Source organism: Acrocarpospora pleiomorpha, assembly GCF_009687885.1.
GTDB lineage: Bacteria > Actinomycetota > Actinomycetes > Streptosporangiales > Streptosporangiaceae > Acrocarpospora > Acrocarpospora pleiomorpha.
The window spans coordinates 85,677-98,328 of record NZ_BLAF01000010.1 but is presented as its reverse complement, the minus strand read 5'-3'; the positions used below and the strand labels follow the sequence as shown (position 1 = coordinate 98,328).

Annotated in this window: 13 protein-coding genes; 11 read left to right on the top strand and 2 right to left on the bottom strand. The window is 71.1% G+C overall.

Annotated elements, in window-relative coordinates; all coding sequences use genetic code 11:
* Nucleotides 1-6 precede the first annotated feature (6 nt).
* From Aple_RS10075 to Aple_RS10035, 9 genes are all read left to right on the top strand, one after another.
* The gene (locus Aple_RS10075; protein WP_155344244.1) at nucleotides 7-1,392 is read left to right on the top strand and encodes a PucR family transcriptional regulator; all 1,386 of its coding nucleotides are present in this window, start codon (nucleotides 7-9) and stop codon (nucleotides 1,390-1,392) included.
* Nucleotides 1,335-1,871, top strand: a complete 537-nt coding sequence (locus Aple_RS10070) for a flavin reductase family protein (protein WP_246264324.1) — start codon at nucleotides 1,335-1,337, stop codon at nucleotides 1,869-1,871. Before Aple_RS10075 ends, Aple_RS10070 begins: the two co-directional genes overlap by 58 nt.
* A 13-nt stretch (nucleotides 1,872-1,884) precedes the next feature.
* Nucleotides 1,885-2,220, top strand: coding sequence for a Dabb family protein (locus tag Aple_RS10065; RefSeq protein WP_155344243.1), 336 nt, complete (start codon nucleotides 1,885-1,887; stop codon nucleotides 2,218-2,220).
* Complete coding sequence (locus tag Aple_RS10060) at nucleotides 2,217-3,035, top strand: thiamine pyrophosphate-binding protein (protein ID WP_155344242.1); 819 nt, start codon at nucleotides 2,217-2,219, stop codon at nucleotides 3,033-3,035. Before Aple_RS10065 ends, Aple_RS10060 begins: the two co-directional genes overlap by 4 nt.
* Nucleotides 3,032-4,036 (top strand): transketolase family protein, encoded by a 1,005-nt coding sequence (locus Aple_RS10055; protein ID WP_155344241.1) that lies wholly within the window; start codon nucleotides 3,032-3,034, stop codon nucleotides 4,034-4,036. The genes Aple_RS10060 and Aple_RS10055 overlap by 4 nt, the downstream gene beginning before the upstream one ends.
* A 32-nt stretch (nucleotides 4,037-4,068) precedes the next feature.
* Nucleotides 4,069-5,391, top strand: coding sequence for a M24 family metallopeptidase (locus Aple_RS10050; protein ID WP_155344240.1), 1,323 nt, complete (start codon nucleotides 4,069-4,071; stop codon nucleotides 5,389-5,391).
* Nucleotides 5,388-6,275 carry an NAD(P)-dependent oxidoreductase gene (locus Aple_RS10045; protein WP_155344239.1) on the top strand — a complete coding sequence of 296 codons (888 nt, stop codon included), beginning with the start codon at nucleotides 5,388-5,390 and terminating at the stop codon, nucleotides 6,273-6,275. The genes Aple_RS10050 and Aple_RS10045 overlap by 4 nt, the downstream gene beginning before the upstream one ends.
* Nucleotides 6,272-6,964: an enoyl-CoA hydratase/isomerase family protein gene (locus Aple_RS10040; RefSeq protein ID WP_155344238.1), complete on the top strand. Its 693-nt coding sequence runs from the start codon at nucleotides 6,272-6,274 to the stop codon at nucleotides 6,962-6,964. The genes Aple_RS10045 and Aple_RS10040 overlap by 4 nt, the downstream gene beginning before the upstream one ends.
* Before the next feature lie 93 nt (nucleotides 6,965-7,057).
* Nucleotides 7,058-8,626 carry a gamma-glutamyltransferase family protein gene (locus Aple_RS10035; protein WP_155344237.1) on the top strand — a complete coding sequence of 523 codons (1,569 nt, stop codon included), beginning with the start codon at nucleotides 7,058-7,060 and terminating at the stop codon, nucleotides 8,624-8,626.
* Between the two features lie 32 nt (nucleotides 8,627-8,658).
* On the opposite strand, the gene Aple_RS10030 is transcribed toward Aple_RS10035, so the two are convergent.
* Nucleotides 8,659-9,354: a TetR/AcrR family transcriptional regulator gene (locus Aple_RS10030; RefSeq protein WP_155344236.1), complete on the bottom strand. Its 696-nt coding sequence runs from the start codon at nucleotides 9,352-9,354 to the stop codon at nucleotides 8,659-8,661.
* Between the two features lie 153 nt (nucleotides 9,355-9,507).
* Between Aple_RS10030 and Aple_RS10025 the strand changes: the two genes are divergently transcribed.
* Nucleotides 9,508-9,963, top strand: a complete 456-nt coding sequence (locus Aple_RS10025; RefSeq protein WP_218038219.1) for a hypothetical protein — start codon at nucleotides 9,508-9,510, stop codon at nucleotides 9,961-9,963.
* A 159-nt stretch (nucleotides 9,964-10,122) separates the two neighbouring features.
* The gene (locus Aple_RS10020; protein WP_155344235.1) at nucleotides 10,123-11,085 is read left to right on the top strand and encodes a fibronectin type III domain-containing protein; all 963 of its coding nucleotides are present in this window, start codon (nucleotides 10,123-10,125) and stop codon (nucleotides 11,083-11,085) included.
* Nucleotides 11,086-11,153: 68 nt separating this feature from the next.
* Here Aple_RS10020 and Aple_RS10015 read toward each other — a convergent pair whose 3' ends face one another.
* A complete protein-coding gene (locus Aple_RS10015) occupies nucleotides 11,154-12,593 on the bottom strand; it encodes an ankyrin repeat domain-containing protein (RefSeq protein WP_155344234.1) in 1,440 nt (479 codons plus the stop codon).
* Nucleotides 12,594-12,652 lie beyond the last annotated feature (59 nt).

Here is a 12,652-nt window from a genome sequence, read left to right as displayed (position 1 = left end):
GCGTCGATGGGTGGGACATTTCCCGGGACGCCGGTGACGCGTTGGCTGCTCGAGCTGACTCCGCCGGAGGGTGAACCGGTCGAGCCGCTGAGCGACGCCCCGACCAGGACCCTCGCGGCCGCCGAGCTGGGTCCAGGACCGGTCGCCTGGGGCGTGGCGACCGCTCGCCGCGCCGCCGACCACATCATCGTGATCCTGCCCGCGTTCGGCGGTGATCTCGCGGCCGAGCAGCTCCTGCGCCGCGCCGTCGAGTCGACGACGCTGGCGATGCTGCGGGCGTTCCTGCACGGCGACATCGAAGCACTGTGGCCAGGCGCGGAGCCTGCGGACGCCACCGTCTCGTACGTACGGCGAGGCATCCCGCTCGACTTGGTACTCCGGGGGATCCACCTCTGCCAGGAGATCATCACCCGGGACGTGCTCGCCGAGATCGAGCATCGCAGCCTCCCGGTCACCGACGCCCAGGCGGCCAACGAGCTGCTGTTCCGCTGCTTCGACCTGTTCGGTTCGAACATCGCGGCCCGGTACTCCCTGGAGGCCCAGCGCTGGTCCCGCTCCACCGCCGCGCTCCGGGCCGAGCTGATCGGCAACGTGCTCTCGGGTTCCGCCCTCGACGCCAAGCAGGTCTCGGCGGCGCTCGGCTACCCGCTCGACGGCGAGCACGTCGCGTCGGTGGTCTGGCTCGACGCGCCGTACGCCCACTCCGGCGCCGAGGACGAACTCGAGGCCGCGCTCGACCGGCTGGATCGCCGGTTGGGCGGGCCGGCCTCGCTGCGGCGGTGGACGGGCCCCTCCACCGTGCACATCTGGCACGCGGGCGGTGTCTACAAGGGGCTGCGTTCCCTGGCGGAGTCGCCGCTGCCCGCGCGGCGGGCGCGGATGGCGCTGGGCGGGCGCGCGCGTGGCGTGGCCGGGTTCCGGAGCAGCCACGCGCGTGCCCTGCACGCGGCCCGCGTCGCCGCGCTCGCCGGGCCGCGCCTGGACTGGCTGTGCGACTACGAGGACGTGGAGCTCGTCGCGCTCGTCACCGGTGACCTCGAGTTCGCCCGCTCCTTCGTACGGCGGATGCTCGGCCCGCTGGCCGAGGACAGCCCCCGGGCGAGCGAGCTGCGCGACACGCTCGCGGAATACCTCGAAGTCCAGCGCAGCGTCGCGCAGACGGCCCGCCACCTGCACACCCACCGCAACACCGTCGTCTACCGGGTCAAAAAGATCGAGACCTTGCTCGGCAAGGAGCTCTCCGCCCTGCCGAGGGTCGAACTGCAGGTGGCGCTGCGGACCGCCGCGGTGCTCGGCGAGGTCGTCCTGGACAACGAGATCGATAAGGAAGAAAGATGGAGATGGTCACAGCCGATCCCGGGCCGGCCTCCGGCGTTCCCCGAGACGGGATAGCTCCCACCGTCGATGTGGGCACGATGAGATCGGTGCTCGGGCACTTCTGCACCGGCGTCGCCGTGATCACCGGGATCGACGGCGGCGAACCGGTCGGCATGACCGTCCAGTCCCTGGTGAGCGCCTCGCTGGAGCCGCCGCTGATCCTGGTCTGCCCGCAGCGCACGTCGACCTCCTGGCCCCGCATCGCCCGCGGCGGCGTCTTCTGCGCCAACATCCTCAACTCCGCCCAGCACGCCCTCAGCCTGAAGTTCGCGAAATCGGGCGGTCCCAAGTTCGACGGCGTGCCCTGGCGGCCCGGCCGCACCGGAGCTCCCATCCTCGAGTCCGCGCTGGCGCACATCGAATGCGACGTGCATTCGGTGCACGAGGCGGGCGACCACTTCATCGTCCTCGGTCGCGTCGTCGACCTCGCTGCGGGCGGAACGGACGGGCCACTGCTGTTCTATCGCGGTGCTTTCGGCGCTCTCGCCTCGTGACGAAAGGAACATCATGCTGGAGCACTACGTGATCTTCAAACCCTTCCCCGAGCGCGTCGCCGCCCTCGCCGAAGAGCTGCGCGCCTTCGGCGAGGGAGTCAGGGGAACCCTGCCGGAGCTGCTCGAGTTCACCTGGGGCGAGAACACCAACGCGTCCGGGCTCGCCGAGGGCTACACCCATGGCTGCCTCGCCAGGCTGACCGGCGCCGAAGGGCTGGCGGCCTACTGGACGCACCCGGCGCACCAGCGCCTGCTCAGCCGGCTGGACGAGCTCTGCCAGGCGCGCTTCGCGCTCGACTACAGCGTCGGCGAGCGCATCACCGGCCGTCCGATCGGAAGAAACCCATGACCATCGCCACCCGCCCCACCGACATGGATCCACGAAGGCTCGCGACCGCCATCCGGCTGCGGGCGGTCCGGATGGTCGCGCCCCAGGGCTTCGGCTATCTGGGCCAGGCGCTCTCGGCCGCCGAGCAGGTGGCGGCCGTGTTCGCCGTCCTGCGGTTCGGCGTCGACCGTCTGGTCTGCAGCCCCGGGCACTACGTGATCGCTCCCTTCGCCGCCGCCGGTGAACTCGGCCTCATCGACGACGACGTCCTGGCGACCTACGGCGGGAACGGCGCGGTAGTGGAGGCCATCGGCACCGAGCGGTCGCCGGTCCTCGACTACACCTGCGGGTCGCTCGGGCAGGGCCTGTCAGCGGCGGCCGGGTTCGCCCTGTCGGACAGGATGCGCGGACGTGACGGCCGTGTCTTCGCGCTCGTGAGCGACGGGGAACTGCAGGAGGGGCAGGTGTGGGAGGCGGCCATGTTCGCCGGTCACCACCGCCTCGACCGGCTCACGGTGCTGCTCGACGCCAACAACTCGCAGGTCGACGGGCCCGTCGACTCGATCACCACCATCGAGCCCATCGCCGAGAAGTGGCGGGCGTTCGGGTGGCACGCGGTCGATCTTGACGGGCACGATGTGGCGGCCGTCGCCGAGGCGCTGGAGGAGGCCGGTCGCGACACCGCGCGTCCCGCGGTTCTGGTCTGCCGGACGTCGACCGTACACGGGCTGCGGTGCCTGCCGCCCGACGCGGACGGGCATTTCATCAAGCTCCCGCCGGAGCTGGCCGAAGCCGCCGTGGCGGAGCTGACCGAGGAACTGGAGTCCTTCCGATGACGTCGCTGGTCTATCCGACGGTGCTCAAGCCTTACGGCAGGGCCCTGCTGCGCCTGGCCGAAAGCCGTGCGGACATCCTGTGCCTCAGCGGCGATCTCACCCGCCAGTGCGAGATCGATCTGTTCCGGGATCGGCTGCCGGAGCGGTTCGTGCACGCCGGGATGGCCGAGGCGCACATGATGGGCTTGGCGGGAGCGCTCGCCCGGTGCGGGCACCAGCCCTTCGTGCACACCTTCGGCGTGTTCGCGACGCGGCGTCCGTACGACCAGATCGCCAACGCGATCGCCTACCCGCGGCTCCCGGTGCGGATCATCGGATTCATGCCGGGACTCTCCACCCCTGGCGGGCCCAGCCACCAGGCCATCGACGACGTCGCCCTGATGCGCGCGCTCCCGGGCATGACCGTGGTGGACGTCGCCGACGCCGTCGAGGCGGACCAGGTCGCCGAAGCGGTCGCCGAGGTCCCCGGGCCGGTGTACGTCCGGCTCAAGCGCGGCGAGATCCCCGTCATCTTCCCCGGCGACCATCGCCTCCGGCTGGACCGGGCGTACATTCTGGCCGAAGGCACGGACGTCGCCCTGATCACCTCCGGCATGATGCTCGCCCCGGTCCTCGCCGCGGCGGAGGTGCTCGGGGAGCATGGCGTGGCCGCTTCGGTGGTCCATGTCCCGGTCGTCAAGCCGCTCGACGAGCGCACCGTCCGCGCCGTCACCGCTGAGTGCCGGGCCGTGGTGACCGTGGAGAACCACTCGGTGGTCGGCGGCCTGGGCTCGGCGGTCGCCGAGACTCTGGCCGAGGCGGGGATCGGCCGGCCGCTGCGCCGGGTGGGGATCCGCGACGTCTTCGCCGAGGGTTCGCTCGACGCCGCCTACCTGTTCGACAAGTACGGCCTGTCGACCCGATCGGTGGTCGACGCCGCCTGGTCCGTGCTCGGCCGCCCCGGCCCGCCCCCGGCCGTCACCGCCTCGCCGGCGGCAGCCGGTGAGTACTCCCCGGTATGACCCCCAACCAGAACCTTCGGAGGACCGCCCTCATGTCCACCACCCTGCCCGCCTTCTACCGGGCCACCGGCGGATCCGCGCCCGTCGCCTCGCCGGGCGCGACCAGCGGAGTCGACTGGGAACGCCGCGTCGACTTCGATCGGCTGCGCGCCGAGCGCCTGGCGAAGGCCCGCGCCGAACTCGAAAGATCCCACCTCGGCGCGCTGATCCTTTTCGACATGAACAACATCCGGTACGTGACCGCGACCCACATCGGCAACTGGGCCCGGGACAAGTTCTTCCGGTGCGCGCTGCTCATGCGGGGACAGGACCCCATCTTGTGGGACATCGGGTCGGCGGCGCGGACCCACCAGATGTTCGCGCCCTGGTTCGGGAAGGACAACTGGCGGGCCGGCCTGTCGACGTGGCGCGGCGCGGTCCCGGAGAACGTGGGGATCGAGGCCGGTAACGCGCGCAGGCTGGCGAACCTGCTGCGCGAGCACGGGCTGGCGGACGAGCCGGTCGGCGTGGACGTCGTGGAGCTGCCGGTGCTGCGGGCGCTCGAGCGCGAGGGCCTGCGGGTCGAGGACGGCAACAGCCTGATGCTGGACGCCCGGTCGGTGAAGACCGCCGACGAGATCGCCCTGCTCGACCACTCGGCGGCCCTCGTCGACGGCGCGTACGACGAGCTCTACCGCGCCCTGCGGCCGGGCATCCGCGAGAACGACTGCGTCGCGCTGGTCAGCCGCTTCCTCTACGAGAACGGCTCCGAGGAGGTGGAGGCCGTGAACTCCATTTCCGGCGAGCGGTGCAGCCCGCATCCGCATGTCTTCTCGGACCGCATCATCCGGCCCGGCGACACGGCGTACTTCGACATCATCCACTCCTACAACGGCTACCGGACCTGCTACTACCGCACCCTGAACGTCGGCAGCGCCAACTCCGCGCAGCGCGACGCCTACAAGCGGGCACGCGAATACATGGACAACGCCATCGCCGAAGTCAGGCCGGGCGCGAGCTCCGCCGACCTCGTCCGGCACTTCCCGGCCGCCGGGGAGTTCGGTTTCGCCACCGAAGAAGAAGCCTTCGGGCTGCAGTACTGCCACGGGATCGGGCTCGGGCTGTGGGAACGGCCGCTGATGAGCCGCTACCACTCGCTGGAGCATCCCATCGAGCTCGTCGAAGGAATGGTGTTCGCGATCGAGACGTACTGGCCCACTCCCGACGGCTCCGCCGCGGCCCGGATCGAGGAGGAGCTGGTGGTCACCGCGGACGGATGCCGGCTGCTCACCCGTTTCCCTGCCGACCAGCTGTACGTGGCGGGGACCCGCTACTGGACCGGCGTGGAACTGCCCGCGAACGGGGCCGGCCGATGACGACCGTGGGGTGGCTCGGAACCGGGCGGATGGGGACCGCTCTGGCGGCCCGGCTGCTCGACGCCGGCCACGAACTGATCGTGTGGAACCGCACCGCCGCCCGTACCAGGCCGCTGGCCGAACGCGGGGCGGCCGTGGCCGCCACCGCGGCCGAGCTGGGGGCCTGCGACATCGTATTCGTCACGGTGGGCGGCCCGGCCGACCTGGTAGCCGTGACGTACGGCCAGGGAGGGGTGCTCACTGGGCCCCGGAGTCCCGGGGTCCTCGTCGACTGCTCGACCGTGTCGGTGGAAACGTCCGATGCCGTGCGTGCGGCCTGCCGCACGGTGGGGAGCGACTTCCTCGCCGCGCCGGTCAGCGGCAATCCGGCTGTCGTCGCGGCCGGCGCGGCCTGCATCGTGACCTCCGGCCCCGCCGCGGTGCACGAGTTCGTCCGGCCGTGGCTGTCGGTTCTCGCCGGGACCGTCGTACACGCCGGCGAGGCGGAGCAGAGCCGGCTGGTGAAGCTGTGCCACAACCTCTACCTGGGGGTCATGGTCCAGGCGCTGCTGGAGGTCACCAGCCTGGCGGAGAAGGCGGGCACCGACCGTGCCGCCTTCGTGGAGTTCCTCGGCGGCACGGTCCTGGGATCTCCGTGGGTCAGGGCCCGCGCCGAAGCGGTGGCGACACGAGACTGGGAGCCGACGTTCACCATGGAGATGCTCCGCAAGGACTTCGAGCTGGGACTGGGAGCCGCCCGTGAGCTGGCGGTGCCCATGCCGCTCGCGGCCGCGGTCCAGCAGTTGATCACTTCGACGATCGGGCACGGACTCGCCGAAGCGGACCTGCTGGCCCTGGACGCGCTGCAGTCCGCCGGAGCCGGCCTGACGGAGGTCGTGCGATGACGATCGACCTGCGGCGAGAGGGCCGCGTGACCTGGGTGACCTTGCGCAGGCCGCCCAGGAACCTCCTGGACGCCGACCTCACGGCACGGCTGTATCGCACCCTCGTCGAGCTGGACGACGACGCCGACACGGGCGCCATCGTCATCACCGGGGAGGGCGAGTACTTCTGCGGCGGAGCCGACGGGCCGAGGCTGCGCGAGACCGGCACCGCCAAGGCGTTCGCGGCGGCCGCGGTCGACCTGTTCGGCCGGTTTCCCCGCTCGCGCACCCCGATCCTCGCCGCCGTCAACGGCGACGCGCTCGCCGGCGGCTTCGGACTCGTGTGCGCCGCCGACATCGTGATCGCGGTCGAGGGCAGCAGACTCGGCACCATCGAGGCCACCCTCGGGACCTGGCCCATGATCGCGCAGGTCGCCGCCGCCCGCCGCGTCCCGGAAAAGGCAGCGATCACGAACGCGCTCACGGGCCAGCCCTTCACGGCGGCGCGGGCCCTCGACCTCGGCATCGTCGACGAAGTCGTCCCCACCGACCGGTTGCACGAACGCGTCACGCACTACGCCCACCTGTCGATGGCCGGTGGCGCGGCTGCCCTGGTGGGCCGCCCATTGTTCTACCGCGGCAAGGGCCAGACCATCGACGACGCGCTGCGGGAGAGCGCCGAAGCGTTCATCGGGATGTTCGAGCGATAAGCATCCGATGGAACTTCCACGGGCGACCTGGGTCAGGCACCGGCAAGCTAGAGGATCTTCCTCAGGGCGATCGGGAAAGCCTAATGTCCTGATATGACTGATACCCGATACGCCCTCAACGGCATGGTTTGCACGATTGATCATCTCGCCTCGTCCGCGGGGATCACCGCACTTGACCGAGGGGGCAGTGCCGCTGACGCGGCCGTGGCGGCCAACGCGGTGCTGGCGGTTACGGCGCCACACATGTGCGGGCTGGGCGGAGATCTGTTCGCCCTGGTGCATGACGGCACCGGGGTGAGCGCGCTGAACGCCTCCGGGCGCGCCGGTAGCGGCGCGGACCCGCGGCGGCTGCGCGCCGAGGGCCACGACCGGATGCCCCATCTGTACGACATCCGGTCGGTGCCCGTGCCCGGCTGCGTGGACGGCTGGCTGACGCTGCACGAGCGCTTCGGGCGGCTCCCGCTCGACGTGGTCCTGGCACCCGCGATACAGCTGGCTGCCGACGGCTTTCCGGCATCGCCGCTGCTCGTGCCGGGGGCGCCGTTCATCGGGTCGTTGCCGGGAGCCGGTGATTTCGCCGAGATCCGGGCTGTCGGCGACCGCGTGCGGCGGCCTGGCGTGGCGCGGGCGCTCGACGCGATCGCGACGAGTGGGCGCGCGGGCTTCTACCAGGGGGAGTTCGGCCGCGGGCTGCTCGCCCTCGGCGGCGGCGAATACACCGAGGCCGACCTGGCCAGGGTCAACGCCGACTGGGTGACCCCGCTGCAGGTCACCGCGTTCGGGCACGGCGTATGGACGATCCCTCCCAATTCGCAGGGCTACCTGCTGCTGCTCGCGCTCGGCGTGCTGGAAGGGTTCGAGCTGCCCGGCGATCCGTCCGACCCGCGCTGGGCCCACCTGCTCGTCGAAGCCGCCCGCGCCGCCGGGCACGACCGGCTCGAGGTGCTGCACGAGGGCGGGCTCGCCCCGCTGGGCTCGGCCGCAGAACGCCGCGCGCTGGTCGACCCCGACCGCCGTACGGCAGGGCTGGGCGGCGCGACGGCCCGCGGTGACACCACCTACCTGTGCGCGGTGGACGGCGACGGCATGGGCGTGTCGCTGATCCAGTCGAACGCCGCCGGATTCGGCAGCCTGCTGTTCGAGCCGGGCACGGGGATCAACTTACACAACCGCGGCATCGGCTTCTCGCTCACGCCCGGCCACCCCGCCGAGTACGGCCCCGGCCGCCGCCCCCCGCACACCCTGTCCCCCGCCCTGATCACCCGCCCGGACGGGTCGCTGCGCACGGTGATCGGGACGATGGGCGGAGACGCGCAACCGCAGATCCTGCTCCAGCTCGTCACCCGCCTGCTGGCCCACGGCCAGACCCCCGGCGAGGTGATCGACGCGCCGCGCTGGGCGCTCGGCGTCGACCGCAGCACCGGCTTCGACACCTGGCACGGCGGCGAGGTCGTCGTCGAGGTCGAGGAGGGCGCCGCCTGGGCGCCCGGCCTGGCCGAACGCGGCCACGTGGTCCGCCACGAGCCGTACGGCGACAACTTCGGGCACGCGCACCTCATCGACGTGCTGCCCTCCGGAATGCTCGCCGGGGCCGCGGACCCGCGCGCCCGCATCGGCGCCGCCCTCGGTCGCGCCGGAGCAGCGGCTCACGAGCGCGGCTGATCGTCGCCCGAGATCCGCCTACCTGAAACACGCTAGCCGCCGGCCGCGTTGATCACGGTCTCGATCTCCGCGGCCATCAGGAGCCCGGCGTCCATGCCCATGCTGTCGAAGGCACCGGCGATCTCGAGCGAGATGAGCCCGTGGATGCGCGACCAGCCGAGCACACCGAGCCGCAGCGCCGCCAGCGGGATGTCCGCGGGTGCGCCGATCTCCTGCGCCCATCGCAGCAACGCCTCCTCGAGCGGGGTGGCGGCGTCGGCGGCGGACGGCGGTGCGATCTCCCCCAGGGCGGGGAGCAGCGCGAGCATGGCCTGGTTGAACGCGGTGATGCCGTCCGGAGGGTCCTGCGCGCCAGGCGAGCGGTCGGAGAAGAGCATCGCGTACCGGCGTGGGTGGGCCAATGCCCAGTGCCGGTAGGCCTGGGCGATGAGGACGACCCTGGCCGGAGCGTCCTGCTCCGCCCCGCTCCGCGCGGCCGACGCGACGGTGGACCCGAGGTCGGCATAGGCGTCGACGACGAGCGCTTCCAGCAGCGCGTCGCGTGAGGGGAAGTAGCGGTAGAGCGCCGGCGGGCTCATGCCCATGGCCTTTCCGACCGACGCGATCGTCACCTCGGTCACTCCCCCGGCGTCGACAAGCTCGAAGGCGCGCTGCTTGATCTCCTCAACCGTCTGCCGCCGGAGCCGTTCCCGGCGGGTCAGGCCTTCGGTGTCGCCGTTCATGGACATGACCAGAGTGTAGCCCCATTGCGTTCAATACGAACCGACGCTAAAGTTAAGGCTCGTAACCAAAGCTAACCTCCATCGCAACCGGAGCTCGCTGGTGAGCCCCGATCCGCGATGGCGACCCGCTCAGCGGTCCCCCCAACACAAGGAGTTCTCATGACCATTGGAGCTAGCGTCTCCGCCACCGTTCGCCGCCCGGCCCGCTGGGCAGATCGGATCGGGCGCGGGCTGATGGCCCTCGACGCGGTCGCGACCCTCGGCGCGTTCGCGAACGGGCTCGTGATCATGGCCAGCGTGTCCGACGATCGCGTCATCACCGAGGCTTGGCGGACGTTCGCCTACATCGTCTTCGCAGGCCTGTGGGCCGTGCTCGCTGTCGCACCCCGCAGGCAATGGGGCCTGTGGGAGCTCCTGCTCTTACAGAAGGGCGCGATCACCGTCTACTCCTTCGCGATGTGGGACATGCCCGACGCGCCGATGACCGCCTTCGTCGACCTCACCCTCACGGTGACGACCCTCGTGGCCTACGTGCTGTGCCGCGGCTGGTACGCCTGGCGAACCAGCGCCCCCGAACTGGCGAGCGGCGTGCGACCCATCGGCTCGGCCGGATGACGCGCTCTTCGAAGCACCGAGCCGCCCTGTCGCCCGCCTCGGTGGCGCGGGTTGGACGTGCTGGCTGAGGAACGCCTCGAAAACATCGGCACGGTGGAATCCATGGCGCGTCGCAGGGACGTATTACCGCGGAATCGTCGCCCAGGAAAGGAAGCGTAGATGAGCAAGCGGCTCTATAGGATCGCCGCGGTTCTCGCGGTGGTGGCAGTTACCGCGGTGTTGTTACCCGCTCCGGCCACGGCTGCCGCCCTGTCCGCGCCGGAGCGGGTGCGCGTCACCAACGTCACCGCGACCCAGATCTCCTTCGCCTGGTCGCAGAACACCCTCGGAAGCGTCGGAACCATCCGCGCCCGGGTCTACCAGAATGGGGCACTGGTCGCGACCACGCCATTGGTGCGCTACACCGCTTCCGGACTCGTCCCGGGAGCGAACTATTCCTTCCATGTCGTCGCCGTCGACGGCGTCGGCAACACCTCACCGCCAAGCCGCACCCTCACGGTCACCACCCGCGGTCCGGGCGTGGTTCCGCCGGGACCGGCGAACCTGCGCGCCATCGAGGTGGCTCCCTCCCGGGTCGGCCTCGCCTTCGGCCAACCCGACGACAGCTGGGACGTCGATCGCTACGAGGTCTTCGACGGGGCGACGATGGTCGCCTCAGTCCCCGCCTTTTCCTGGTACGGCGTGCCGACTGTGACGCTGGATTTCCGGGGACTCACGCCGCAGTCGTCGCATTCGTATTCGGTGCGGGCTATTCGCCAGGCGTTCGGCGCTTCGCCCTCATCCAACACCCTGACGCTCAGCACACCCCCGCGAACAGACCTGCGAGCGCCGTCGGTTCCCACCGGACTTACGGCGAAGATGGCGAGGTATGCCTGCTTCACCGTCACGCTGACCTGGGCCCAGTCGAGTGACGACAACGATCCCCAGCCCGCGATCGACTACGAGATCCTCGTCAACGGCCAGCACGAAAACTGGGTGCGCGGCGCCGGGACCTCCACCATCGGCATCGTCCCCGTAGGCGCCAACACCATCGCGGTCCGCGCGGTGGACAGCTCCGGCAACGCCTCCGGAGCCGCCACGACCACGTTCCTTCGCGAGCCTTCGTGCACTGACGAGGCCTGACGCCGAAGGAGTCACCGGCGCTCGCGTGATACCTCTCCCTGATCGTGGGTCAGGGAGAGGTTCCGAACTCACTCCAGACTTCGCAGGTACGCCGCCACGCGGTGTTTGCCGCCGTACTCGGCCCAGCCGAGTGGGGTCGCGTCGTGTTCGGTGTCCTTGATCGTTGGGTCGGCGCCGAGCTCGATCAGGGTCCTGGCCGTCTCCACGTCGTCGTTCCAGGCGGCCGCGTGCAGCGGGGTGGATCGACGCAGGTGGTTCACGTCGAAGCCGAGGCCGGCGAGCAGGCGCGCCGCCGCGGGCTTGCGCTGCTCGGCCGCGGTGCCGATCAGTTCCGGGGATCGGGCGAGCGCTCGCGTCAGCGCTTCAGGGCCGAGTCCGGCCACCGCGTCGGCGTCGGCGCGCATGCAGGCGGCGGTGAACGCGTCCATCTCCTCCAGCACCGCCGAGGCGCCTGCGGCGGCGAGGAGGTCCGCGACCTCGGTGTGCCCGTTCAGCAGGGCGAGCTCGTAGGGGGTGCGCCCGCCGTACGCCGGATGCCCGCCCAGGCCGTTCACCTCCGCGCCGTGCGCGAGGAGCAACCGGGCCCGCCGCGGGCCGCCGCGCAGCGCGGCGGTGGCCAGTTCGTCGCGCAGCAGCTGCTGCGGGGACTGCAGCGTCGGACCCAGCCTGGCTTGCCACGGCCCGCCCTGGCCGCGGCCCAGGCCGAACTCCAGCAGCAGCTGAAGGTGGGCGGTGTCGTCGGAGAAGGAGCCGCCGAGGCCGAGGTTGTACAGGGTCTGGCTGTCGTTGGGATCCGCTCCTGCCTCCAGCAGCAGCCTGGCCAGCGCCGGGCCCTTCGGATGGGGTGGCTGGTCGCCCTCGCCTCCGCCGAACGCGCCGGTGAGCGCGGTGAACGGCGAGGTCAGCCCGTCCCACAGGAATCCGGCGTTGGGATCGGCGCCATGGCCGAGGAGGAGGCGGGCCGCTGCCACGTACCGGCCGGGAGCGGCAAGACGCGCGTAGGCCAGGTACAGCAGCGGCTCCCACCCGAAGGGACCGCCCTGGATCCGGGACAGCCCTGGATTCCCGGCGAGCGCGTCGGCCAGCGCGTCGTCGGAGCCGGTGGCCGCCATCGTGAAGACGTTCGCGGTGGCCAGCCGCGGATGCCGGGCCAGCAGCAGGTCGGCTTCCCCGGTCCGGCCCGGGTAGTCGGAGCCGTAGGTGAGGCAGGCGAGCCGCAGGAACTCCTGCGGCGGCTCTTCGCTCGGCACGACCAGGTGCGGCGAGCGGGAGTATCGCTCGACGGTGCCGATGTGGTCCTTCAGCCTGGGCCAGCTCGCGAAGCCGTACATGCGGGCTGTGACGAGCTGCGCGTCGGACAGTTTAAGCGTCTGCGGCGGTCGCGGGTGGAACTCGGTGACGAGTCCGAGCGCTTCGGGGACTCCCGCTTTCACATACTGCAGGAGTGTTTTGGCCTGCTTGCGGAGCCGTTCGATGCTGGGGTTGTCGGGCAGGCGATGGATGGGCACCAGAACCTCATTTCCGTCTGGCCTGGTGTCCGCATGAGCAGGCCGGAAAAGAGGTCGGG